This is a genomic window from Aurantimonas sp., from assembly GCF_964217435.1.
Lineage (GTDB): Bacteria > Pseudomonadota > Alphaproteobacteria > Rhizobiales > Rhizobiaceae > Aurantimonas > Aurantimonas coralicida.
Map to the genome: position 1 here is coordinate 42674 of NZ_CAXPJM010000002.1, position 23329 is coordinate 66002.

The 23329-nt window shown below is 65.5% G+C and carries 22 protein-coding genes; 1 reads left to right on the forward strand and 21 read right to left on the reverse strand.

The window, feature by feature from the left end; all coding sequences use genetic code 11:
- Positions 1 to 29 precede the first annotated feature (29 nt).
- The 4 genes from ACEQX1_RS00250 to ACEQX1_RS00265 form a co-directional block, all read right to left on the reverse strand.
- Positions 30 to 722: an ABC transporter ATP-binding protein gene (locus ACEQX1_RS00250; RefSeq protein WP_024351168.1), complete on the reverse strand. Its 693-nt coding sequence runs from the start codon at positions 720 to 722 to the stop codon at positions 30 to 32.
- Complete coding sequence (locus tag ACEQX1_RS00255; RefSeq protein WP_370196391.1) at positions 722 to 2026, reverse strand: lipoprotein-releasing ABC transporter permease subunit; 1305 nt, start codon at positions 2024 to 2026, stop codon at positions 722 to 724. The genes ACEQX1_RS00250 and ACEQX1_RS00255 overlap by 1 nt, the downstream gene beginning before the upstream one ends.
- Positions 2023 to 3345: a proline--tRNA ligase gene (gene proS, locus ACEQX1_RS00260; RefSeq protein WP_370196393.1), complete on the reverse strand. Its 1323-nt coding sequence runs from the start codon at positions 3343 to 3345 to the stop codon at positions 2023 to 2025. The genes ACEQX1_RS00255 and proS overlap by 4 nt, the downstream gene beginning before the upstream one ends.
- 441 nt (positions 3346 to 3786) lie before the next feature.
- The gene (locus ACEQX1_RS00265; RefSeq protein WP_370195384.1) at positions 3787 to 4296 is read right to left on the reverse strand and encodes a TetR/AcrR family transcriptional regulator; all 510 of its coding nucleotides are present in this window, start codon (positions 4294 to 4296) and stop codon (positions 3787 to 3789) included.
- Positions 4297 to 4380: 84 nt separating this feature from the next.
- Between ACEQX1_RS00265 and ACEQX1_RS00270 the strand changes: the two genes are divergently transcribed.
- The gene (locus ACEQX1_RS00270) at positions 4381 to 5454 is read left to right on the forward strand and encodes an alcohol dehydrogenase family protein (RefSeq protein WP_370195383.1); all 1074 of its coding nucleotides are present in this window, start codon (positions 4381 to 4383) and stop codon (positions 5452 to 5454) included.
- A gap of 78 nt (positions 5455 to 5532) precedes the next feature.
- On the opposite strand, the gene ACEQX1_RS00275 is transcribed toward ACEQX1_RS00270, so the two are convergent.
- From ACEQX1_RS00275 to ACEQX1_RS00355, 17 genes are all read right to left on the reverse strand, one after another.
- A complete protein-coding gene (locus ACEQX1_RS00275) occupies positions 5533 to 5799 on the reverse strand; it encodes a DUF1467 family protein (RefSeq protein WP_024351163.1) in 267 nt (88 codons plus the stop codon).
- 1 nt (position 5800) lies between these two features.
- Positions 5801 to 6205, reverse strand: coding sequence for a methylmalonyl-CoA epimerase (mce, locus tag ACEQX1_RS00280; protein ID WP_187389434.1), 405 nt, complete (start codon positions 6203 to 6205; stop codon positions 5801 to 5803).
- Between the two features lie 19 nt (positions 6206 to 6224).
- Positions 6225 to 7835 carry a ribonuclease J gene (locus ACEQX1_RS00285; protein WP_370196430.1) on the reverse strand — a complete coding sequence of 537 codons (1611 nt, stop codon included), beginning with the start codon at positions 7833 to 7835 and terminating at the stop codon, positions 6225 to 6227.
- Between the two features lie 140 nt (positions 7836 to 7975).
- Positions 7976 to 8764 (reverse strand): biotin--[acetyl-CoA-carboxylase] ligase, encoded by a 789-nt coding sequence (locus tag ACEQX1_RS00290; RefSeq protein WP_370196394.1) that lies wholly within the window; start codon positions 8762 to 8764, stop codon positions 7976 to 7978.
- Between the two features lie 2 nt (positions 8765 to 8766).
- Complete coding sequence (gene nuoN, locus ACEQX1_RS00295; protein WP_370196396.1) at positions 8767 to 10212, reverse strand: NADH-quinone oxidoreductase subunit NuoN; 1446 nt, start codon at positions 10210 to 10212, stop codon at positions 8767 to 8769.
- Between the two features lie 18 nt (positions 10213 to 10230).
- On the reverse strand, positions 10231 to 11739 hold the full coding sequence (locus ACEQX1_RS00300) for an NADH-quinone oxidoreductase subunit M (protein WP_370196397.1): 1509 nt from the start codon (positions 11737 to 11739) through the stop codon (positions 10231 to 10233).
- Positions 11739 to 13727, reverse strand: coding sequence for an NADH-quinone oxidoreductase subunit L (gene nuoL, locus ACEQX1_RS00305; RefSeq protein WP_370196399.1), 1989 nt, complete (start codon positions 13725 to 13727; stop codon positions 11739 to 11741). Before nuoL ends, ACEQX1_RS00300 begins: the two co-directional genes overlap by 1 nt.
- Before the next feature lie 6 nt (positions 13728 to 13733).
- Entirely contained in the window at positions 13734 to 14042 is a 309-nt protein-coding gene (gene nuoK / locus ACEQX1_RS00310; RefSeq protein WP_009209798.1) for an NADH-quinone oxidoreductase subunit NuoK, read from the reverse strand.
- A gap of 20 nt (positions 14043 to 14062) precedes the next feature.
- Positions 14063 to 14677, reverse strand: a complete 615-nt coding sequence (locus ACEQX1_RS00315) for an NADH-quinone oxidoreductase subunit J (RefSeq protein ID WP_024351156.1) — start codon at positions 14675 to 14677, stop codon at positions 14063 to 14065.
- 142 nt (positions 14678 to 14819) lie between these two features.
- Entirely contained in the window at positions 14820 to 15311 is a 492-nt protein-coding gene (gene nuoI / locus ACEQX1_RS00320) for an NADH-quinone oxidoreductase subunit NuoI (RefSeq protein ID WP_009209800.1), read from the reverse strand.
- A gap of 6 nt (positions 15312 to 15317) precedes the next feature.
- Positions 15318 to 15539 (reverse strand): hypothetical protein, encoded by a 222-nt coding sequence (locus ACEQX1_RS00325; RefSeq protein WP_148233810.1) that lies wholly within the window; start codon positions 15537 to 15539, stop codon positions 15318 to 15320.
- A complete protein-coding gene (nuoH, locus tag ACEQX1_RS00330; protein WP_024351153.1) occupies positions 15536 to 16591 on the reverse strand; it encodes an NADH-quinone oxidoreductase subunit NuoH in 1056 nt (351 codons plus the stop codon). The genes ACEQX1_RS00325 and nuoH overlap by 4 nt, the downstream gene beginning before the upstream one ends.
- 12 nt (positions 16592 to 16603) lie before the next feature.
- On the reverse strand, positions 16604 to 18679 hold the full coding sequence (gene nuoG / locus ACEQX1_RS00335) for an NADH-quinone oxidoreductase subunit NuoG (RefSeq protein ID WP_370196400.1): 2076 nt from the start codon (positions 18677 to 18679) through the stop codon (positions 16604 to 16606).
- A 13-nt stretch (positions 18680 to 18692) separates the two neighbouring features.
- Positions 18693 to 20000 carry an NADH-quinone oxidoreductase subunit NuoF gene (nuoF, locus tag ACEQX1_RS00340; RefSeq protein WP_024351151.1) on the reverse strand — a complete coding sequence of 436 codons (1308 nt, stop codon included), beginning with the start codon at positions 19998 to 20000 and terminating at the stop codon, positions 18693 to 18695.
- A gap of 20 nt (positions 20001 to 20020) precedes the next feature.
- Positions 20021 to 21487 carry an NADH-quinone oxidoreductase subunit NuoE gene (gene nuoE, locus ACEQX1_RS00345; RefSeq protein ID WP_370196401.1) on the reverse strand — a complete coding sequence of 489 codons (1467 nt, stop codon included), beginning with the start codon at positions 21485 to 21487 and terminating at the stop codon, positions 20021 to 20023.
- A gap of 221 nt (positions 21488 to 21708) precedes the next feature.
- Positions 21709 to 22899, reverse strand: a complete 1191-nt coding sequence (locus ACEQX1_RS00350) for an NADH-quinone oxidoreductase subunit D (RefSeq protein ID WP_009209805.1) — start codon at positions 22897 to 22899, stop codon at positions 21709 to 21711.
- Positions 22892 to 23329, reverse strand: coding sequence for a GFA family protein (locus ACEQX1_RS00355; protein ID WP_188076637.1), 438 nt, complete (start codon positions 23327 to 23329; stop codon positions 22892 to 22894). Before ACEQX1_RS00355 ends, ACEQX1_RS00350 begins: the two co-directional genes overlap by 8 nt.

Below are 23329 nucleotides of genomic sequence, written 5' to 3' on the forward strand. Positions count from 1 at the left end.
CCGGAGCGTGGACGCGGTGGACGCGTGTGTCAGCCGAGCTGGAGCGGAACGATCTTGCCGTTCTCGAGCGTGATCGCCCGGTCCATGCGGGCGGCCAGCTCGTGATTGTGGGTGGCGATCAGCGCCGCGACGCCCGACTGGCGCACCAGCGCGGTCAGCGCGTCGAAGACATAGCCCGAGGTGGTCGGGTCGAGATTGCCGGTCGGCTCGTCAGCCAGGAGGACATGCGGCGCGTTGGCCACGGCTCGTGCGATGGCGACGCGCTGCTGCTCGCCGCCCGAGAGTTCGGCCGGTCGGTGCGCCGCGCGCTTGCCGATCCGCATATATTCGAGCAGTTCCCGCGCCCGCTCGGCAGCCGCAGACCGCGACTGTCCGAGGATCATCTGCGGCATCATGACGTTCTCGAGGGCCGAGAACTCCGGCAGCAAATGATGGAACTGATAGACGAAGCCGATCGCCCGGCGCCGCATCTCGGTGCGCCGGTCGTCGCCGAGCGTGCCGCAGGGCTGGCCGCCGACAAGCACCTCGCCGGTGTCCGGCCGTTCCAGGAGCCCGGCAATGTGGAGCAGCGTCGACTTGCCGGCACCCGACGGGGCGACGAGCGCCACCATCTCGCCGGCGGCGACGCCGACCGCCGCGTCGTCGAGGATCGTCAGGCGGTCCTCGCCCTGGTCGAAGTGCCGTCCGACCCCGGTGAGCTGAAGTGCGTAAGTCTCTGTCATCATTCGTACCGCAGCGCCTCGACCGGATCGAGTCGCGAGGCCTGCCAGGACGGCAGGATCGTCGCGAGGAAAGACAGGCCGATGGCCATGAGGACGACCAGCACGACCTCGCCGGAATCGATCTCGGCCGGCAACTGGCTGAGGAAATAGAATTCCGGATTGAACAGGATCGTGCCCGACAGCCAGGAGAAGAACTGCCGGATGTTCTCGATGTTGAGGCAGAAGACGACGCCCAGGATCAGCCCGGCCAGCGTGCCGGCGAAGCCGATCGACGCGCCGGTGATCAGGAAGACGCGCATCACCGCGCCCCGGGTCGCACCCATGGTGCGCAGGATGGCGATGTCGCGGCCCTTGTCCTTCACCAGCATGAACAGGCCGGAGATGATGTTGAGGGCGGCCACCAGCACGATCAGCGTCAGGATGATGAACATGACGTTGCGCTCGACTTCCAGCGCCGAGAAGAAGGACTGGTTCTGGGTCTGCCAGGTCACCGTGTAGTTCGGACGCCCCGCCGCGGTCTCGATCGTGCGCTGCAGGTCCTGCACCCGGTCGGGATCGTCGACGAAGATCTCCACCGACTGGGCCAGCCCCTCGTGGTTGAAGAAGAGCTGGGCTTCGGCGAGCGGCATGTAGACGTAGGACGCGTCGTATTCCGACAGGCCGATCTCGAAGATCGCCGCCACCGGATAGGCCTTCACCCGCGGCGTCGTGCCGAGCGGCGTCACGTCGCCGTCGGGCGAGACCAGGGTAATGTTGTCGCCGAGCCGCAGGCCCAGCGCTTCCGCCAGCCGGCTGCCGATGGCCAGCCCGCCGCCCTCGCTGAAGCCGTCGAGCGTGCCCTGCCTGATGTTCTCGGAGACCGGCTTCAGATCGGCGAGATCCTCGCCGCGCACGCCTTTGACCAGCGCGCCCGTGCTGCTGCTGGCAAGGCCCGAGGCCAGGACCTGCCCCTGCACCAGCGGCATCGCGAAGGCGACGCCCGGCACGGTTTCGACCGCGGCGGTCACATCTGAGAAATCGTCGAGCGGCCGGTCGATCGGATACATGACGACATGGCCGTTGACGCCGAGAATGCGGGTCAGCAGCTCGCCGCGAAAGCCGTTCATCACCGACATGACGATGATCAGCGCGGCGACGCCCAGCATGATGCCGAGAAAGGAGAAGCCGGCAATGACCGACACGCCGGCATCGCGGCGCCGCGAGCGCAGATAACGGCCGGCGAGCATCCATTCGAAGCGCGCGAAGGGTCGCGTCGAATGGCGGGCCCCGGCCGACGGTGCGGCGACCGCGCTGGCTTCGCTCATGCCTGCACCCGGGCGAGAACCGACGACAGCGGCAGCGATTCCCGCTCGCCGGTGGCGCGCAGCTTGATCTCAGCCTCGCCGGCCTTGGCGCCGCGCGGCCCGACGATGACCTGCATGGGCAGGCCGATCAGGTCCATCGAGGCGAACTTGGCGCCGGCGCGGGTGTCCTGGTCGTCGTAGAGCACGTCGATGCCCGCCGCCTGCATCTGGCGGTAGAGATCCTCGCAGGCCGCGTCGCAATCGGCGTCGCCGGGCTTCATGTTGATCAGGCCGACATCGAAGGGCGCCACGGATTTCGGCCAGATGATGCCGTTCTCGTCGTGGGATGCCTCGATGATTGCGGCCAGAAGCCGGCTCGGGCCGATGCCGTAGGAGCCCATGTGCACCGGCACGTCCTTGCCGTCGGGGCCGGTGACGACCGCCTTCATCGGCTCGGAATATTTCGTCCCGAAATGGAAGATGTGGCCGACCTCGATGCCGCGTGCGGCAACCTTGTCGTCCTCCGGCAGCTGGTCCCAGGTCGCGGTCTCGTGCATCTCGTCCGTCGCCGCATAGGGCGTGGTCCACGCCTTGACGATCTCTGCGAGGCCCGCGGCATCGTCGAAATCGACGCCCTCGCCCGGCACGGCCAGGTCGAGATAGTCGCGATGGCAGAAGACCTCGCTCTCGCCGGTGGAGGCGAGGACGATGAATTCGTGGCTGAGCTCGCCGCCGATCGGGCCGGTGTCGGCGCGCATGGGAATGGCCTTCAGGCCGCAGCGCTCGAAGGTCCGCAGATAGGCGACGAACATCCGGTCATAGGCGATCTTGGAGTTGTCGTAGTCCAGATCGAAGGAATAGGCGTCCTTCATCAGGAACTCGCGCGAGCGCATGACGCCGAAGCGCGGCCGGACCTCGTCACGGAACTTCCACTGCAGATGGTAGAGGTTGAGCGGCAGGTCCTTGTAGGTGCGCACATAGGACCGGAAGATGTCGGTGATCATCTCCTCGTTGGTCGGACCGTAGAGCAGGTCGCGACCGTGGCGGTCCTCAATGCGCAGCATCTCCTTGCCGTAATCCTCGTAGCGTCCGCTCTCGCGCCACAGATCGGCCGACTGGATGGTCGGCATCAGGAGCTCGATGGCGCCGGAGCGGTTCTGCTCCTCGCGGATGATCGCGCAGACCTTGTCGAGCACCCGCTTGCCGAGCGGCAGGAAGGAGTAAAGCCCGGCCGCCTGCTGGCGGATCATGCCGGCACGCAGCATCAGCCGATGGGAAACGATCTCCGCTTCCTTCGGGGTCTCTTTGAGAATGGGCAGAAAATATCGCGACAGGCGCATGGGACGTCCGATGGATGCGGGGTTCGACTGGCGCAGAGGCGCTTTTGCGCGTCTTAACCGCTCCCCGGGCGATTGGAAAGTCAGTGGCGCGCGCGTTAGCAAGCTCCGCGCCAAATTTGCACCTGCGGACCGCGTCGGGGGCGGCGTGGCAGAATAATGACACGAGCCCGGAAAAACGCGTGACATTGCGAATTCGGCTGGATACGCTCGCGACCATAACAAAAGGCGCCGGCAGGTGCGATTTCTGCGGTCTAGTCTTGGGAGGACGCGATTTCCGGCGCGGCAGTTGCCGCAGCCCCGATCAACGTCATCGGAGCGAAATCCAGACACGCGACTTTGGATGCAAGGCGAAAGCCTTGCATTTTTTTTGCCTTGCGACCGCATGCCCGATTTGTCGTCGCATATTCGCCAGCAGGTCGGGTCGCAATATCCGCCTGCCCGTCAGCCCGCCGGAACGAGCGACCCGGCCAGTCGCTTGGCGCTCGCAACGGCAGCATCGCCGTGCAGCGGCCAGCTCTGCATCAGACCATCCAGGATGAGCGTCACGTCGACCTCGCGGCCGGCGAGATTCGCAACCGCGACCGCCTCTCTCGCCACTTCCCGCTTGTGATGGGCGAGCAGAGCGCGCAGCTTTTCGTCGTGCGGCGCGGCGGCAACCGCCGCATGGAACAGGCAGCCATGGCTTGCCTCGCGGTCCATCCACTGGGCGACTCGATCGATGATCGTAGCCAGGGCCCCCTCGCCGCTCTCCGGCAGATCGTTGAAGACCAGCGCCATGTAGCGCTCGTGACGATGGTTGAGAGCCGCCAGCACCATGGCTTCCCGCGACGACGCGTATTTGTAGAGCGTGCGCAGGCTGACCCCCGCAGCATCGCGCAGGTCCTCGACGCTCGGTTCGGCGAAGCCGTTTGCCGCGAAAGCCCGTTCGAGCCCGCCGGCAATCCTTTTCATCGTATCGGTCATGCTTGACGGTGTAGAATGATCCCTCTACCTGTGCAAGTAGAGTATCCATTCTACCCATTCAGGAGAGACAAAATGCCGATACCCGCGACGATGCAGGCGATGGTGCTGACCGGCCATGGCGGTCTCGACCGGCTGGAATGGCGGGAGGATGTTCCGGTCCCCGCGCCGGCGCGCGACGAGGTCCTGATCCGGGTCGGCGCCTCGGCGGTCAACAACACCGACATCAACACCCGCACCGGGTGGTATTCGAAGAGCGTGCGCGGCGACACGGCATCGGGCGCATCCGGCGGCTACGGGGCCGCTTCAGAAGCCGATGGCGGGTGGTCGGGCAGCCTGTCCTTTCCCCGTATCCAAGGGGCCGATTGCTGCGGCGAGATCGTCTCGGTCGGCGAAGGGGTCGATGCGGCGCGGATCGGCGAACGCGTGATGGTGCGCACCATACAGTCGCGCGGTCCCTTGGGCTCCAAGGATTCGATCGTGACGCTCGGATCGGAAAGCGACGGCGCCTTCGCGCAATATCTGACGGTGACGGCCGGCGATGCGATCCGCGTGGAATCGCCGCTCTCCGATCTCGAGCTTGCGTCGTTCCCCTGCGCCTTCTCAACCGCGGAGGGCATGATCCAGCGTTCGAGCCTCGGCACCGAGCGTGTGCTGATCACCGGTGCGTCCGGCGGCGTTGGATCGGCGGCAATCCAGCTCGCCAAACGCCGGGGTGCGAATGTGACGGCGATGACCAGCCCGGCCAAGGCCGATGCGCTTCTCGACCTTGGTGCCGACGCGATTCTTGCCCGCGATGCCGATCTGCCGGATCGCGCGTTCGACGTGGTTCTCGACCTGGTCGGCGGGCCGCGCTGGCCACAGCTTCTGGAAACCCTGTGCGATGGGGGGCGCTACGTGACGTCGGGTGCCATTGCGGGCCCGATCGTCGAGCTCGATCTGCGGACACTGTATCTGCGCGATCTGACCCTGTTTGGCAGCACCTATCAGCCGCCGGAAATCTTCACGGATCTCATCGGCTATATCGCGGCGGGCGAGATTCGCCCGGTCATCGCCGAGGCATTCGCCTTGCGAGATCTCAAGGCGGCACAGGAGGCGTTCCTGACCAAATCCCATATCGGCAAGATCGCCGTCCGAATCGGCGAATGACCACATCGAAGCGAAGCCTGCCGGGCACGGCGGCTGTCTACGTCCGGCAGCGAGGCCGGGTGGTCCGGCCGGCGCTTGCTAGGTACCGGGAATCATCTTCGGGAAGTCGTCCGGGCTCAGCCCGTAGACCTGGGTGACCACGTAGAAGGCGGCGAAGACGACGCAGGCGAGAATCGTCGTCTGCAGGAGCTTCCAGCCCATACGGTGCTGGGCCGGTGCGCTGTGGGTGGTGCCGAGGGTGATGTCGTCGGCATCGGCCTGGCTGCGCTGGCCGAGCGGCAGGATGACGAAGAGCGATGTCCACCAGATGATGAAATAGATCGCCAGTCCCGAGACCCAGCCCATCCTATACCTCCTCGAGTTCGGTCAGTGTCCCGAACATGTCGCCCGGATGGATGAACACCACCGGGCGGCCATGGGCGCCGATCTTCGGTTCGCCGTCGCCGAGCACTCGCGCGCCCGCCGCCACCAGCCGGTCGCGGGCGGCGACGATGTCGGTCACCTCGTAGCAGACATGGTGCATGCCGCCCTTCGGGTTCTTGGCCAGGAAGGCGGCGATCGGCGAGCCTTCGCCCAGCGGTTCGAGGAGCTCGATCTTGGTGTTGTCGAGCTCCACGAAGACGACGGTGACGCCGTGCTCGGGAAGCGCCTGCGGCTCGGACACCGTCGCGCCCAGCATGTCGCGATAGCGCGCGACGGCGTCGGCAAGTGCCGGCACCGCCAGGGCCACATGGTTCAACCTGCCAAGCACCGGCGCCTCCCCCGTTCGATCAGGACCGCGTCACGAAGACGGTCGCAATGGGCTTCTTGCCCCAGGCCTCGAAGGCCGCACCGCGCACGGCACGCCGCACCGCTTCGCTGACCTTGTCGAGATCCTTGCGGCGCTTCAGCGGAATGCTCTCCACCGCGCCGGCGGCCGCGTCGATCAGGATCTCCTCCATCTCGTCGCCCGCCGCGTCGTCCTCGGGCAGGCCGAGGGCCACGACGTCCGGATCTTCGCGCAGTTCCAGCTTGGCGTCCAACTCGACCAGCACCGACACATGGCCGACGAAGGACAGCCGGCGACGCTCGTTGACGCCCATCGCCTCGGCGGTGCCGATCAGGCGGCCGTCCTTGAACAGGCGCCCGACCGGAACGTCGGCAATGACGCTCGCGGCGCCCGGCGACAGCTGCACCATCTTGCCGTTGCGGGCCGGCACGACCTGCTTGACGCCGAGTTCGCGCGCCAGCTTGGCATGGGCGCTCAGATGCGCCGCCTCGCCATGGGCCGGCACGGCGATCGTCGGACGAACCCATTCATACATCTGGCGCATCTCGCTGCGGCGCGGATGGCCCGACACATGGACCAGCTTCTCGCCGTCCTCGAGGATCTGCACGCCGCGCTCGATGAGCGCGTTCTTGATGTCGATGATCATCTTCTCGTTGCCGGGGATCGCCCGCGACGAGAAGATGACAAGATCGCCCTGCGACAACGCCACGGTCGGGTGCTCGTCGCGCGACAGTCGCGCCAGCGCCGCACGGGTCTCACCCTGGCTGCCGGTCAGGATGATGACAGCCTTCTCCGGCGGGATGTAGCCGAAATCCTGCTCGCCGAGGAACGGCGGGATGCCGTCCATGTAGCCGAGCTCGGTCGACACATCGACGACGCGCCGCATGGAGCGGCCCATCAGCAGCACCTGGCGTCCGGCGTCGCGCGCCGCTGCGGCGATCGAGCGGATGCGGCCGACATTCGAGGAGAAGGTGGTGACGGCGACGCGTCCCTTGGCCCCGCGGATGATCTCCCCCAACGAGGCCGAGACCTCGCTCTCGCTCGGGCTGACGCCCTCGCGCAGCGCATTGGTCGAATCGCAGATCATGGCGAGGACGCCTTCGTCGCCGATCTCGCGCAGACGCTTCTCGTCGGTCGGCGCGCCCAGCGCCGGGGTCGGATCGATCTTCCAGTCGCCGGTGTGGACGACCGTGCCCGCCGGGCTGCGGATCGCCAGGGCGACCGGCTCCGGGATCGAGTGGGTGACGTTGATCGCCTCGATCTCGAAGGGGCCGACCTTGAAGCGGTCGCCTGCCGAGAACTGCGTCACCGGAATCCTGGGTGCGCCGGGCTCGCCCTCGCGCTTGGCTGCGAGCATGGCCGCAGTAAACGCAGTGGCATAGACCGGGACCTTCATCTTCGGCCAGAGGTCGAGCAAGGCGCCGTAATGGTCCTCATGGGCATGGGTGATGACAATGCCCTTCAGCTTGTCACCCAGTTCCTCGATGAAGCGGATGTCCGGGAAGACGAGATCGACGCCGGGGAAATCGGCGCCCGCGAAGGAGATGCCGACATCGACGGCGATCCATTCGCGTGCATGTTCCGGGCCATAGCCGTAGAGGGCGAGATTCATACCGATCTCACCGATGCCGCCGAGCGGCACGAACAACAATTGGTTCAAGTTCAGACTTCTTTCCTGGGTGGGCCGTCCGCGCATTGGCGGGGCGGCATCGTTTCGTTCTTCAGTTCACATTCGTCGTCGGGTGCGCCGCTTCACGCAGCGCCGGCGCCGGACGGCGCCACGCGCTCGTCCCGCTCCAGAAAAAACAGATCGCCAGCCGAGACCGCGGTCACGCGTCCGGCCGCGTCCCGCAGCAACAGGAGGCCGTGTTCGTCGAGGGCCTCGAACCGTCCCGTCAGGACCGCGTCGGCAAGATTGACCCGGCAGGGCTGACCGACGCCAACGGCATGGGCCAGCCATTCGTTGCGTATTTCCGAGAAACCGCGTCCGCCGGCGAAGATCGCCAGCACCCGCTCCATCTCGGCCGCCACGGCGCCGAACACTGCCTCCAGATCGTGCGTCGCGCCTTCCAGCGCAAGGCTCGTCACCGGATAGGGCGTGTCGTCGGGCACATGGGCGACGTTGATGCCGCAGCCGACGACCACCGCCATGCGGCCATCCGGCAGACGTTCGCTCTCCAAGAGGATGCCGACCGTCTTGCGACCCTTGATGAGCACGTCGTTCGGCCATTTGACCGCGACGGTGTCGCTCTCAGCCACGAGCCGCGCCAGACCGTTGCGGACACCAAGCGACGCCACCAGCGGCAGGTTCGACAATTGCGTCAGCGGCGCCGGGTCGATCAGCAGCCAGCTCGCATAGAGATTGCCGCGTTCCGACACCCAGTTGCGACCGCGACGTCCGCGTCCAGCCGACTGCCTCTCGGCCGTCACCCACAAGGGGCCGGGATCACCGGCGCGCGCGGCTTCGAGCGCGATGGTGTTCGTCGACGAGACCTCGCCCAGTGTCAGCCGTCGCCGGCTTGCCGAGGCGCCGAGGGCCACCGTCAGAAGAAGGTCCGGGCCGCCGCCTCCGCCGCCGCGAAGATCGGACCGCCGACAAGCAGATAGACCGGGAAGATGAACAGCGCGGCAGCGCCGAGTACCACCCGCAGCTCGGTGGCCATGGGCACGAACTCGCTGGACGGCTGGTCGTCGAACCACATCACCTTGACGATGCGCAGGTAGTAGAACAGGCCGACGACGCTGGCGAGAACGCCGATCACCGCAAGGCCGTAGAGCCCGGCCTGAACCGCCGCCATGAACACGAAGTACTTGGCGAAGAAGCCGGCCAGCGGCGGCAGGCCCGCCAGCGACAGCATCAGCATGGTCAGCATCAGCGCCATGATCGGGTTGGTCTTCGACAGGCCAGCGAGATCGTCGATCTCCTCGACGACGCCGTCCTTGCGGCGCATGGCAAGGATCACGGCGAAGGTGCCGAGGGTCATGGCGAGATAGATCGCCATGTAGAGGAGGACGCCGCGCACGCCGGAGAAATTGGCGGCGGCGAGGCCGACCAGCGCGAAGCCCATATGGCCGATCGAGGAATAGGCCATCAGCCGCTTGATGTTGCGCTGGCCGATGGCAGCGAAGGCACCGAGCGCCATCGAGGCGATCGAGATGAAGATGATGACCTGCTGCCAGTCGACCGCCAGCGGCTCGAAGCCCTGCACGGTGAAGCGGGTGATCAGGGCAATCGCCGCGACCTTCGGCGCGCCGGCCAGGAAGGCGGTGATCGGCGTCGGCGCGCCCTCGTAGACGTCCGGCGTCCACATGTGGAACGGCACGGCGGAGATCTTGAAGGCGAGGCCGCACAGGACGAAGACGAGGCCGACGACGATGCCGATCGAACGTTCGCTGGTGGCGACCACCTCGGCGATGGCGGTGTATTCGATCTGGCCGGTGAAGCCGTAGACCAGCGACGCGCCGTAGAGCAGCATGCCCGAGGAGAGCGCGCCGAGGACGAAGTATTTCAGGCCGGCTTCGGTCGAGCGGACCGAGTCACGGTTGATGGCGGCGAGGACGTAGATCGACAGGGACTGCAGCTCGAGACCCAGATACAGCGCGATCATGTCGCCGGAGGAGACCATGACCATCATGCCGGTGGTCGACAGTAGGATGAGAACCGGGAACTCGAAGCGGTTGAAGCGCTCGCTCTCGGCGTAGCCGACCGACATGATGACGGCCGCGGCCGCACCGATCAGCACCAGCACCTTCATGAAGCCGGCGAAGGGGTCGAGGACGAAGGAGCCGCCGAAGGCCACGCCATATGGCGTGACGAACACCATCCAAAGCCCGGCAATGATGATCAGCGCCACCGAGAGGCCGGTGACCGTCTGCGCGCTCTTCTCGCCCAGAAAGACGCCAATCATCAGAAGGACCATCGAGCCGACCGCAAGGATCAGCTCGGGACCGATGATCGGAAGGCTCGATGCGAGCATGTTCGAATACATTGGCGTGCGATCCCGAGCTTATTGTGCCAGAGCGACCGAGGAGGCCGCCTCGATGGCTGCGGTGTAGCGGTTGACCATGGATTCCACGGAGGCGGCGGTCACGTCGAAGACCGGCATCGGATAGATGCCGAAGAAGATGACCAGCACGATCAGCGGGTAGAGCAGGATCTTCTCGCGGCCCGACAGGTCGAGGATCGACCGGAGGCTCTCCTTCTCCAGCGCGCCGAAGACGACGCGGCGGTAGAGCCACAGCGCGTAGGCTGCCGACAGGATGACGCCCGTCGCCGCGAAGATCGCCACCCAGCTGTTGACCTGGAAGACGCCGATGAGGGTCAGAAACTCGCCGACGAAGCCCGACGTGCCCGGCAGGCCGACATTGGCCATGGTGAAGATCAGCATCGCGGCGGCGTAATGCGGCATGCGGTTCACCAGACCGCCATAGGCGGCGATCTCGCGGGTGTGCATGCGGTCGTAGACGACGCCAACGCACAGGAACAGCGCGCCCGACACGAGGCCGTGGGACAGCATCTGGAAAATCGCGCCTTCGACGCCCTGCTGATTGGCGGCGAAGATGCCCATGGTCACGAAGCCCATATGGGCGACCGAGGAATAGGCGATCAGCTTCTTTATGTCCTGCTGCATCAGCGCGACCAGCGAGGTGTAGATGATCGCCACGACCGACAGGGTGAAGACCAGCGGCGCGAACTCGGCCGAGGCCAGCGGGAACATCGGCAGCGAGAAGCGCAGGAAGCCGTAGCCGCCGAGCTTCAAGAGGATGCCCGCCAGGATGACGGAGCCGGCGGTCGGTGCCTCGACATGGGCGTCGGGCAGCCAGGTGTGCACCGGCCACATCGGCATCTTCACCGCGAAGCTGGCGAAGAAGGCGAACCACAGCCAGGTCTGCATCGAGGCCGGGAAATCGTAGGCCAGGAGCTCGGGGATCGAGCTTGTGCCCGCAGTCCAGAACATCGCCATGATCGCGACGAGCATCAGCACCGAGCCGAGGAAGGTGTAGAGGAAGAACTTGTAGCTGGCATAGATGCGCCGCTTGCCGCCCCACACGCCGATGATCAGGAACATCGGGATCAGGCCACCTTCGAAGAAGATGTAGAACAGCACGATGTCCAGGGCGCAGAACACGCCGACGACCAGCGTTTCCAGCACCAGGAAGGCGATCATGTATTCCTTCACGCGGCTCTGCACGGACTCGAAGCTGGCGAGAATGCAGAACGGCATGAGGAAGGTCGTCAGGATGACGAACAGCATGGAGATGCCGTCGACGCCCATGTGGTAGGTGATGCCGCCGCCCAGCCAGTCGAGGCGCTCGACCATCTGGAAGCCGGCGTCGCTGTTGTCGAAATCGATCCAGATCCACAGCGAGACGACGAAGGTGAACAGCGTCGTCAGCAGCGCGACATTACGGATGTTGCGGCGCGCGAGCTCGCTGTCGTCCCGGATGAACAGGATGAGCAGAGCCCCGACCAGCGGCAGGAAGGTGACGGTCGAGAGGATCGGCCATTCGGTCATCAGTTCACGCCCCCGAGCATCATCCAGGTGACCAGCGCCGCGACGCCGATCAGCATCGCAAAGGCATAGTGATAGAGGTAACCGGTCTGCAGCCGGACAACGCGGTTGGTGACGTCCACGACGCGGGCGGAGATGCCGTCCGGGCCGAGCCCGTCGATCACCCTGCCGTCACCGGTCTTCCAGAGGAAGGTGCCGATCGCCTTGGCCGGGCGGACGAAGAGGAAGTCGTACAGCTCGTCGAAGTACCACTTGTTCAGGAAGAACTGGTACAGGCCGCGATGGCGGGCAGCCACCTGCCCCGGCAGCGACGGGTTGCGGATGTAGAAGGCCCAGGCGATGGCAAAGCCCAGCGCCATCATCACCGTCGGGATGATCGCGATCCCGAAGGCCACCTCGTGCAGATCGTGCAGCACGTGGTTGTCCGGGCCGGTGAACAGCGAGGCGCCCCAGAACTCGGCATATTCGTGACCGACGAAGAAGCCTTCGAAGACGATGCCCGCAAACAGCGCGCCCACCGACAGGATCAGCAGCGGCGCCAGCATGACCATCGGCGATTCATGCACGTGGTGCATGACGTCGGCCGAGGCGCGCGGCTTGCCGTGGAAGGTCAGGAAGATCAGGCGCCAGGAATAGAAGCTGGTCAGAAGCGCCGAGATCACCGTCAGCCCCCAGCCATACATGGCGAAGGAATTGTGCCCGACGAACGCCGCCTCGATGACCGCGTCCTTGGAGAAGTAGCCGGCGGTGAACGGGAAGCCGGTCAGGGCCAGCGTGCCGATGACCATGGTCCAGTAGGTGACCGGGATGTGCTTGCGCAGCCCACCCATGCGCCGCATATCCTGCTCGTCCGAGACCGAGTGGATCACCGAGCCGGCGCCCAGGAACAGCAGCGCCTTGAAGAAGGCGTGGGTGAACAGGTGGAAGATCGCCACGCCATAGGCGCCGACGCCGAGCGCGACGAACATGTAGCCGAGCTGCGAACAGGTCGAATAGGCGATGACGCGCTTGATGTCGTTCTGGACGAGACCGACGGTCGCCGCGAACAGCGCGGTGGTGGCGCCGACGAAGGTCACGACGGTGAGCGCGGTGTGGCTCAGCTCGAAGATCGGCGACATGCGCGCCAGCATGAAGACGCCGGCAGTGACCATGGTCGCGGCGTGAATGAGCGCCGAGACCGGGGTCGGGCCTTCCATGGCGTCCGGCAGCCAGGTGTGCAGGCCGAGCTGGGCCGACTTGCCCATGGCGCCGAGAAACAGGAGCAGGCAGACCGCGGTCAGCGCGCCTGCCATGGGCAGCGCGTAGCCGGCGAAGTTCAGGACCGGCGCACCGGCACCGGCAGCGGCCTCTGCGCCCTCCCCGCCCATCTGGCTAGCAAGATCGGCGGCACCGGCGAAGATGGTGTCGAAACTGACCGAGCCGAACAGCACGAAGACGCCGAAGATGCCGAGGATAAAGCCGAAGTCACCGACGCGGTTGACGATGAAAGCCTTCATGGCGGCGGCGTTGGCCGAGGGCTTCTTGTACCAGAAACCGATCAGCAGATAGGACGCCAGGCCGACCCCCTCCCAGCCGAAGAACATCTGCACGAGGTTGTTCGACGTCACCAGCATCAGCATGGCGAAGGTGAACAGCGACAGATAGGCGAAGAAGCGCGGCCGATGCGGGTCGTGGTGCATGTAGCCGATCGAATAGATGTGGACCAGCGACGAGACCGTGTTCACGACGACCAGCATGACCAGCGTCAGCCGGTCGATGCGCAGCGACCACGACACGTCCAGACCGCCCGACTGCATCCACTGGAACAGCGTGATACGCAGGGTCTCGGACCCGCCGAAGCCGAAGCTGATGAAGGCGATCCACGACAGGACCGCGGCAGCCACCAGGAAGGCCGAAGTCGTATATTCGGACGCCTTGGCGCCGATCGCATTGCCGAACAGGCCGGCGATCAGGAAGCCGGCGAGCGGCAGGAGAACGATGGTCTGATACACGCCCGATCAGCCTTTCATCGTGTTGACGTCGTCGACGGCGATGGAGCCGCGATTGCGGAAGAAGACCACCAGGATGGCCAGGCCGATCGCCGCCTCGGCAGCCGCGACCGTCAGCACGAAGAGCGCAAAGATCTGGCCGACAAGGTCGTTCAGGAAGGCCGAGAAGGCCACGAAATTGATGTTCACGGCCAGAAGGATCAGCTCGACCGACATGAGGATCGTGATGATGTTCTTCCGGTTCATGAAGATGCCGAAGACGCCCGTGACAAACAGGATCGCCCCGACGGTAAGGTAGTGTCCGAGACCGACTTCCATCGTATCCGTTCCTTTCGCTCTCAGATGCCCTTGCCGCTCTCGACCTTGCGGATCTCCACCGCGGTCGCGGGCGTGCGCCCCACCTGCTGCGGGATCGACTGGCGCTTCAGGCCCTCCTTGTGGCGCAGCGTCAGGACGATCGCTCCGACCATGGCGACGAAGAGGATCAGGCCGGCCAGCTGGAAGAACAGGATGTAGCGGGTGTAGAGGACGCTGCCGAGCGCCTCGATGTTGGAAACTTCCTCAAGCGGCGGGATCGGCATGGACGTCGCCAGCGCCATCTGCGGGTCGTAGTAATTTCCGGTGGCGGCGATCACCAGTTCGGCCAGAAGCACGACGCCGATGATCACGCCGATCGGGGCGTATTTCAGCGTGTCCCGCTTCACCCGTCCGAAGTCGATGTCGAGCATCATGACGACGAAGAGGAAGAGGATCGCCACGGCGCCGACATAGACGACGATCAGGATCAGCGCGAGGAACTCGGCGCCGGCCAGAAGGAAGAGACCCGCCGCCGCCACGAAGGTGAGGATCAGGAACAGCACCGAATGCACAGGGTTGCGCGCCAGCACGACCATCAGGCCCGAGCCGACGGCGACCAGCGCAAACAGATAGAAGAAGACTGCCTGAAGGCCCAGCATCCTCGGGCTCCTTTTGCTGGCGGACACGGCGGCGAAAGGTGCCGCGTGCCTGCCCTGAACGTCATGTCGAAGACCGGTCCGGCGCTCTTACGAAGCAGCGGAACCGGCGATTCTCAGCCGCCGAAAACTCTGCGCCCGATTACCGGTAAGGCGCGTCGAGCGCAATGTTGCGCGCGATCTCGCGCTCCCAGCGATCGCCGTTATCGAGCAGTTTCTGCTTGTCGTAGTAGAGTTCCTCGCGGGTCTCCGTGGAGAACTCGAAATTCGGCCCCTCGACGATGGCGTCGACCGGGCAGGCTTCCTGGCAGAAGCCGCAATAGATGCACTTCACCATGTCGAGGTCGTAGCGCACCGTGCGGCGGGTGCCGTCGTTGCGGCGCGGGCCGGCCTCGATGGTGATCGCCTGGGCCGGACAGATCGCCTCGCACAGCTTGCAGGCGATGCAGCGCTCCTGGCCGTTGGGATAGCGGCGAAGGGCATGCTCGCCGCGGAAGCGCGGGCTCTGCGGATTCTTTTCGAAGGGGTAGTTCACCGTCGCCTTGGGCGCGAAGAAGTACCGCATCGACAGGCCCATGGCCTTGACGAATTCGACGAGGAACAGCGACCGGACGGTCTGTGCAATGGCACTCATAAGGCTCTAGCCTCCCAGATTCGAGGCGATGATCGGCGCGGCGAACCAGCCGACGACCGGAAACAGAACAAGCTGCGAATAGCGCGCGACGTTGAGGGCAAGACCCGCGGGGTCCCCCTCCCCGCCATGGGGGCGGTCCCGGCGGTTGCGGACATAGCCGAGGATCATGAAATCGACGATCCCCAGCACCAGTCCGGCCAGCGCACCGATGAGTGCGGGCTCCATCATACGGCCGCCGCGCCCCAGCCCATCACCTGCAGCACGAAGGCGACCAGCACCACCATGCCCAGCGAGATCGGCAGGAAGACCTTCCAGCCCAGACGCATGAGCTGGTCGTAGCGGTAGCGCGGCACGAAGGCCTTGACCATGGCGAACATGAAGAAGGCCAGCGCGACCTTGGCGAGGAACCAGACAACGCCCGGCACCCAGGTGAAGGGCGCGAAGTTTGCCGGCGGCAGCCAGCCACCCATGAACAGGATGGTCATCAGGCAGCACATCAGGGTGATGGCCGCATATTCGCCGAGCATGAACATCATGTACGGGGTGGAGCCGTACTCAACCATGAAGCCGGCGACGAGTTCGGATTCGGCCTCCGGCAGATCGAAGGGCGGCCGGTTCGTCTCGGCCAGGGCCGAGATGAAGAAGATCACGAACATCGGGAACAGCCCGAGCCAGTGCCAGTCGAGGAAGGTGTTGGGCAGGCCGATCATGGTGCCGAGGCCGGTCTGCTGGGCCAGTACGATGTCGGTGAGGTTCAGCGAGCCGACGCACAGCAGCACGGTGACGATGACGAAGCCGATGGAGACCTCGTAGGAGACCATCTGCGCCGCCGAGCGGAGCGCGCCGAGGAAGGCGTATTTCGAGTTCGACGCCCAGCCGCCCATGATCACGCCATAGACCTCGAGCGAGGAGATCGCGAAGACGTAGAGGATGCCGATATTGATGTCGGCGATCACCCAGCCGTCGGCGACCGGCACCACCGCGAAGGTCGCCAGGGCCAGCGTCACCGCGACCAGCGGCGCGAGCAGGAAGACGATCTTGTCGGAGCTGGCCGGCACGACCGGCTCCTTGAGGACGAACTTCAGGAGATCGGCAAAGGACTGGAACAGACCCCAGGGACCGACGACGTTCGGGCCCCGGCGCATCTGCACCGCCGCCCAGATCTTGCGGTCGGCCAAAAGGATGTAGGCCACCAGAACCAGCAGCACGACCAGAAACAGGAGGCTCTGCCCGAGAATGATCAGGCCCGGCCAAAGATAGAGGGAGGTGAAATCAGCCACTGCCAGCCGTCCTTATTCCGCTGCTTCCAGATGCTCAGCCTTGGCGAGCTGCGAGCACTCGGCCATGACCTTCGACGCACGGGCGATGGGGTTCGTCAGGTAGAAGTCGCCGATATTGGAGGCGAAGCTGCCACCGTTCAGCGTTCCGGCACGGTCGGCCAGACGGGTGATGGCCGCCGCATCCGCCGGCTCGATCCGGTCGGTCCGCATCCAGGGATGCGACTGGTAGATCTCGCTGCGCAATGCGCCGAGGGAATCGAAGCCGAGCGGATGGCCGAGAACCGCCGACAGCGCGCGGATGATCGCCCAGTCCTCGCGGGCGTCGCCCGGCGGGAAGCCGGGGCGGCTGCCGGTCTGGGCACGGCCCTCGACATTGACCCAGGTGCCGGACTTCTCCGTATAGGCGGCGCCCGGCAGGATGACGTCGGCGCGATGGGCGCCGCGGTCGCCATGGGTGCCGATATAGACGACGAAGGCGCCGGGCGCGATCTCGACCTCGTCGGCACCGAGATTGAACAGGACGTCGACCGCTCCGTTCGTCATCTCGGCGACGTTGCGACCGCCCTCCCCCGGCACGAAGCCGATGTCGAGGCCGCCGACGCGCGAGGCCGCAGAGTGCAGGACGTTGAAGCCGTTCCAACCATCGGTGACCGCACCGATCTCGCGCGACAGGGCCGCGAGCGAGGCCAGCAGCTCGGCGCCGTAGTCGCCGGTAAGCGCGCCCTGACCGACGATGATCATCGGACGTTCGGCGTTCTTCAGCGCATCGAAGAAGCCCTGGCTTGCGCCTTCGAGGTTCGACAGCGTCTCGGCGCCGGCGCCGAGATAGGTGTAGTCGTAGCGCAGATCGACATTCTCGCCGACGACCCCGATCGGGAAACCGCCCATGCGCCAGCGCTTGCGGATGCGGGCATTCAGCACCGACGCCTCGAAGCGCGGATTGGAGCCGACGATCAGCAGCGCATCGGCATCCTCGATGCCGGCAATGGTGGTGTTGAAGAGGTAGGAGGCCCGACCGTCCGCCGGATCGAGCTTCGCCCCGTCCTGGCGGCAATCGACGCTGGTCGAACCGAGCTCGGCCATCAGGCGCTTGAGCGCCCACATCTCTTCCACTGCGGCCAGATCGCCGGCGATGGCGCCGATGCGGTCAGCGGCGGCGCCATCGACCTTCGTCTTGATCGCGGCGAAGGCTTCCTGCCAGCTGGCGGGGCGCAGACGGCCGTTCTCGCGGACATAGGGCTTGTCGAGGCGCTGGGTGCGCAGGCCATCCCAGATGAAGCGGGTCTTGTCGGAGATCCACTCCTCGTTGATCTCCTCGTTGATGCGCGGAAGAATGCGCATCACTTCGCGGCCGCGCGTGTCGACGCGGATGTTGGAGCCGACGGCGTCCATGACGTCGATGGTCTCGGTCTTGGACAGCTCCCACGGACGCGCCTGGAAGGCGTAGGGCCGCGAGGTCAGCGCGCCCACCGGGCAAAGGTCGATGACGTTGCCCTGCAGCTCGGAGGTCATCGCCTGCTCGAGGAAGGTGGTGATCTCGGCGTCTTCGCCGCGGCCGACCAAGCCAAGCTCAGAGATTCCAGCCACTTCCGTCGTGAAGCGGACGCAGCGCGTGCAGTGGATGCAGCGCGTCATGATCGTCTTGACCAGGGGGCCGATGTACTTGTCCTCGACGGCGCGCTTGTTCTCCTGGTAGCGCGAACTGTCGACGCCATAGGCCATGGCCTGGTCCTGCAGGTCGCACTCGCCGCCCTGATCGCAGATCGGGCAATCCAGCGGGTGGTTGATCAGCAGGAATTCCATCACGCCTTCGCGGGCCTTCTTGACCATCGGCGTGGTCGTGAAGACTTCCGGAAGCTGGCCTTCGGGGCCGGGGCGCAGGTCGCGCACGCCCATGGCGCAGGACGCCGCCGGCTTGGGCGGTCCGCCCTTCACCTCGACGAGGCACATGCGGCAGTTGCCGGCGATTGACAGCCGCTCGTGGAAACAGAAACGCGGAATCTCGGCGCCGGCCTCCTCGCACGCCTGCAACAGCGTGTAGTGATCCGGAACCTCGACTTCCCTGCCGTCGACTTTGAGCTTGGTCATAGACTTGTCCTGCTTATTCCGCTGCCTCGAGCACCGGACGGCGGTCAGTGTCGGCATTGCGCGAGTAGTCGTCGATGCGGCGCTCGATCTCGGCGCGGAAATGGCGCACGAGACCCTGGATCGGCCATGCGGCGGCATCGCCGAGCGCACAGATGGTGTGGCCCTCGACCTGCTTGGTCACGTCGAGCAGCATGTCGATCTCGCGCTTCTGGGCGTTGCCGGTCGCCATGCGCTCCATGACGCGCCACATCCAGCCCGTGCCCTCGCGGCACGGCGTGCACTGGCCGCAGCTCTCGTGCTTGTAGAAATACGAGATGCGGGCGATCGCCTTCACGATGTCGGTGGACTTGTCCATGACGATCACGGCGGCGGTGCCGAGCGAGGTCTTGATCTCGCGCAGGCCGTCGAAATCCATCGGCGCATCGATGATGTCGGCTGCGGGCACGAGCGGAACCGAGGAACCGCCCGGGATGACCGCCAGAAGATTGTCCCAGCCGCCCCGGACGCCGCCGCAATGCTTCTCGATCAGCTCGCGGAAGGGAATTCCCATCTCTTCCTCGACCGTGCAGGGCTGCTCGACATGGCCGGAGATGCAGTACAGCTTGGTGCCGGTGTTGTTCGGACGGCCGAGGCCGGCGAACCAGCCGCCGCCACGGCGCAGGATCGTCGGCGCCACGGCGATCGACTCGACGTTGTTGACCGTGGTCGGGCAGCCATAGAGGCCGACATTGGCCGGGAATGGCGGCTTCAGCCGCGGCTGGCCCTTCTTGCCCTCGAGGCTTTCCAGGAGCGCCGTCTCTTCGCCGCAGATATAGGCGCCGGCACCGTGGTGGACGATGATGTCGTAGTCCCAGCCGCACTTGTTGTCGCGTCCGAGAAGCCCGGCCTCGTAGCACTCGTCGATGGCCCGCTGCAGCGCCTGGCGCTCGCGGATATATTCACCGCGCACATAGATGTAGCAGGTGTTCGCGCCCATCGCGAAACCGGCGATGACGCAGCCCTCGATCAGCGTGAACGGGTCGTTCCGCATGATCTCCCGGTCCTTGCAGGTGCCGGGCTCGGACTCGTCGGCATTGATGACGAGGTAGTGCGGACGGCCATCGGACTGCTTGGGCATGAAGGACCATTTCAGGCCCGTCGGGAAGCCAGCGCCGCCGCGCCCGCGCAGGCCCGACGCCTTCATCTCGTTGATGATCCAGTCGCGGCCCTTGCCGATGATGTCGGCGATGCCGTCGAAATGGCCACGCTTCATCGCGGCCTTCAGGCTCTTGTCCCGCAGGCCGTAGATGTTGGTGAAGATGCGATCCTGATCGTTCAGCATCTAGATTCTCCTCGCACGCATCAGCGCTCGCCCGAACCGGAAGACGACGTGGTCGCGAGGACCTTCGCCTGCTCGATCCAGCCTTCGCGCACCGCACGGCCGCGGAAGTTCAGATAGTCGTCGATCCAGATCAGCTCGGTCTCGCGCCATTTGGCGACCTGCCAGAAGTGGAAGACGCCGAGGCCGTTCAGCTTGGCCTCGATGACCGGGCCGACGCCCTTGATCTTCTTCAGATCGTCCTTATCGCCCTGCGGCGCGTCCAGGAGATCGGAAGGCTTGTCGCCGACTTGTGCGGGTACTGCCTCGGGCTCGGCCTTGCTGGCGAAATGGTCGGCATTGCCGGGTCCGGGGCTCGTATCGGACGTATGCGTGCGCAGGCCTTCCGGCTCGCCCGGGGACACCTGGTCGCGGCCGGTCAGGTCGGCGGATTCGGCATCCCGCTCCTGCACGGCCGGCACGTCGTCGGGACGCCGCGCGTCCTGTACCACGGCGGCCTCGGCGGCACCTTCCTTGGCCGCCAGATTGCCCTTGGTCGAAGCATCGGCGCCCGGCGTGTCGGCGGACACCTGGTTCGCCTCGACCGCATCGCGATCGGCTTCGCCGGTGGCACCTTCCCGCGCACCGCCGGTCTGGCCCGCACCCGGGCCGGCCTCGGCGACCAGCGTGTCGCTTTCTTCCTTCTCGGCGCCCTGCGCAACACTGGCGTCGCCAGCCTTGCCGGGGGCAGCGATGGTCGGATTGGTCTCGGCGGCGGCCGTATCCGGACGCCCGGCCTTGGACGGCGGGGTGGAGATCGCCTGCCCTGCCCCGGAGCCCTGCGACGGTGCGCCGTTGGCCGGTCCGCCCTGCGACTTCTGGTCGGCGATCAGGTCGTCGTAATCGCCCTTGAGCGTCGTCAGACCACCGATCGGCACCGATTCATGGCGGCCGTTCTGCGGTCCGGTCTTCACATCGCCGCCGCGACCGGCCTCGAACTCGTCGATGATCTCTTCGAGCCGCTCGGGGGTCAGATCCTCGTAGGCGTCATGGAAAATCATGACCATCGGCGCGTTGACGCAGGCGCCAAGGCACTCGACCTCTTCCCAGGACAGCGTGCCGCTCTCGTTGCGATGGAACGGCTCGGCGTGGATCTTCGAACGGCAGACCGCCTTCAGATCCTCGGCACCCCGCAGCATGCAGGGCGTGGTGCCGCAGACCTGGATATGGGCACGCGTGCCGACCGGCTTCAGCTGGAACTGGGTATAGAAGGTCGCGACCTCGAGGACGCGGATGAGCGGCATCTCCAGCATGTCGGCGACATGCTCGATTGCTGCCTTGGTAACCCACCCCTCCTGATCCTGCGCGCGCATCAGCAGCGGAATCACGGCCGATTGCTGGCGCTCCGACGGATATTTACGGATCGTCGCCTGCGCCCAGGCCGCATTTTCATCGGTGAAGGCGAAGCCGTGAGGCTGGAAGGCATCGTCCGCGAGACGTCTGACAGACATCGGACCTCGACTTTAGAACCAGTTCAACATGCTATGTTGCGGCGCGTTCTATCACACGATCCGCAAAAGGCCAGTGGCCAGAAGCCGCATCAAAGCCCGACAAAGGCGCGGTTTCCCCAAGTGTTGGCATCGCGGGCGGCAAACCCGCGACGGGTCGAACAAAGCGGCGCCGAAGCGCCGAGGTCACGGCCGTCCGCGCGAGCGCGCGGCGCCGTGACAAATCAACGGTCGACTTCGCCGAAGACGATATCCAGCGTGCCGAGGATCGCCGAGACGTCGGCCAGCATGTGCCCACGGCACAGCATGTCCATCGCCTGCAGATGGGCGAAGCCGGGCGCCTTGATCTTGCAGCGATACGGCTTGTTGGTGCCGTCGGCGACCAGATAGACGCCGAACTCGCCCTTCGGCGCCTCGACCGCCGCATAGACCTCGCCCTCGGGGACGTGGAAGCCCTCGGTGTAGAGCTTGAAGTGATGGATGAGCGCTTCCATCGAGCGCTTCATCTGGCCGCGCTTCGGCGGCACGATCTTGCCTTCGGTCGCCGAGACCGGGCCGGTGCTGTGCTCGCCGGTGAGCTGGGCGATGCACTGCTTCATGATCTTCACCGATTCGCGCATCTCGATCATGCGGATCAGGTAGCGATCGTAACAGTCGCCGTTCTTGCCGACCGGGATGTCGAAATCCATCTCGTCGTAGCATTCGTAGGGCTGCGACTTGCGCAAATCCCAGGCAACGCCCGAGCCGCGGATCATCACGCCCGAAAAGCCCATCGCCCAGGCATCCTCTATGCCGACGACGCCGATATCGACATTGCGCTGCTTGAAGATGCGGTTGTCGGTCAGAAGGCCTTCGATGTCGTCGCAGACCTTGAGGAACGGATCGCACCAGGCGCCGATATCCTCGATGAGCTGCTGCGGCAGGTCGGCGTGCACGCCGCCGGGACGGAAATAGGCCGCGTGCAGGCGCGAGCCCGAGGCACGCTCGTAGAAGACCATCAGCTTCTCGCGCTCCTCGAAGCCCCACAGCGGCGGGGTCAGCGCGCCGACGTCCATGGCCTGGGTCGTCACGTTGAGGAGATGCGAGAGGATGCGGCCGATCTCGGAATACAGGACGCGGATCAGCTGCCCGCGCTTGGGCACTTCGACGCCGGTCAGACGCTCGACCGCCAGGCAGAAGGCATGCTCCTGGTTCATCGGGGCGACGTAGTCGAGACGATCGAAATACGGGATCGACTGAAGATAGGTCTTGTGCTCGATCAGCTTCTCGGTGCCGCGATGCAGAAGCCCGATATGCGGATCGACGCGCTCGACGATCTCGCCGTCGAGCTCGACCACCAGACGCAGCACGCCGTGGGCGGCCGGATGCTGGGGGCCGAAATTGATGTTGAAGTTGCGGACGTCGATCTCAGCCATGCGGCGTTTCCTGCTGCGGCGCGACCTTCGCGAAGAATTCGGCGCCCGTCATCTGTTCGGTCTCGTTGGCGAAGGCGTACCAGGACGGCTTCGAGTCGATGAAGATTTCCTGCGTCAGCTGCGTGTTGCTCAGCCCGTCGAACAAAGTCGCCGACATGGCGTAGTGCGCGCCGTCGAGGCTGCGCCAGAAGAGCGAGGTGCCGCAGACCTTGCAGAAGCCGCGCTCGCCCCAGCCGGAGGAGCTGTAGGTGGCGATGAGGTCGGTCCCAGCGGCGACCACGTTGCTGGCGCCGTCGAGCGCCATGAACGGGCCGGCGGTCCAGCGGCGACAGGTGTCGCAGTGACAGACGCCGACGTCCAGCGTCTCGAAATCGGCATCGATCCGCACGCCGCCGCAAAGGCACTTTGCCTGAAGCCGCTTCGTCCCCAT

Bases quoted from the DNA above. Each gene is read 5' to 3' on its own strand.
- ACEQX1_RS00250 (WP_024351168.1), bottom strand. From the start codon at position 722: ATGACAGAGACTTACGCACTTCAGCTCACCGGGGTCGGACGGCACTTC.
- ACEQX1_RS00255 (WP_370196391.1), bottom strand. From the start codon at position 2,026: ATGAGCGAAGCCAGCGCGGTCGCCGCACCGTCGGCCGGGGCCCGCCAT.
- proS (WP_370196393.1), bottom strand. From the start codon at position 3,345: ATGCGCCTGTCGCGATATTTTCTGCCCATTCTCAAAGAGACCCCGAAG.
- ACEQX1_RS00265 (WP_370195384.1), bottom strand. From the start codon at position 4,296: ATGAAAAGGATTGCCGGCGGGCTCGAACGGGCTTTCGCGGCAAACGGC.
- ACEQX1_RS00270 (WP_370195383.1), top strand. From the start codon at position 4,381: ATGCCGATACCCGCGACGATGCAGGCGATGGTGCTGACCGGCCATGGC.
- ACEQX1_RS00275 (WP_024351163.1), bottom strand. From the start codon at position 5,799: ATGGGCTGGGTCTCGGGACTGGCGATCTATTTCATCATCTGGTGGACA.
- ACEQX1_RS00285 (WP_370196430.1), bottom strand. From the start codon at position 7,835: ATGAATCTCGCCCTCTACGGCTATGGCCCGGAACATGCACGCGAATGG.
- nuoN (WP_370196396.1), bottom strand. From the start codon at position 10,212: ATGTATTCGAACATGCTCGCATCGAGCCTTCCGATCATCGGTCCCGAG.
- ACEQX1_RS00300 (WP_370196397.1), bottom strand. From the start codon at position 11,739: ATGACCGAATGGCCGATCCTCTCGACCGTCACCTTCCTGCCGCTGGTC.
- nuoK (WP_009209798.1), bottom strand. From the start codon at position 14,042: ATGGAAGTCGGTCTCGGACACTACCTTACCGTCGGGGCGATCCTGTTT.
- nuoI (WP_009209800.1), bottom strand. From the start codon at position 15,311: ATGAGTGCCATTGCACAGACCGTCCGGTCGCTGTTCCTCGTCGAATTC.
- ACEQX1_RS00325 (WP_148233810.1), bottom strand. From the start codon at position 15,539: ATGATGGAGCCCGCACTCATCGGTGCGCTGGCCGGACTGGTGCTGGGG.
- nuoG (WP_370196400.1), bottom strand. From the start codon at position 18,679: ATGACCAAGCTCAAAGTCGACGGCAGGGAAGTCGAGGTTCCGGATCAC.
- nuoF (WP_024351151.1), bottom strand. From the start codon at position 20,000: ATGCTGAACGATCAGGATCGCATCTTCACCAACATCTACGGCCTGCGG.
- nuoE (WP_370196401.1), bottom strand. From the start codon at position 21,487: ATGTCTGTCAGACGTCTCGCGGACGATGCCTTCCAGCCTCACGGCTTC.
- ACEQX1_RS00350 (WP_009209805.1), bottom strand. From the start codon at position 22,899: ATGGCTGAGATCGACGTCCGCAACTTCAACATCAATTTCGGCCCCCAG.
- ACEQX1_RS00355 (WP_188076637.1), bottom strand. From the start codon at position 23,329: ATGGGGACGAAGCGGCTTCAGGCAAAGTGCCTTTGCGGCGGCGTGCGG.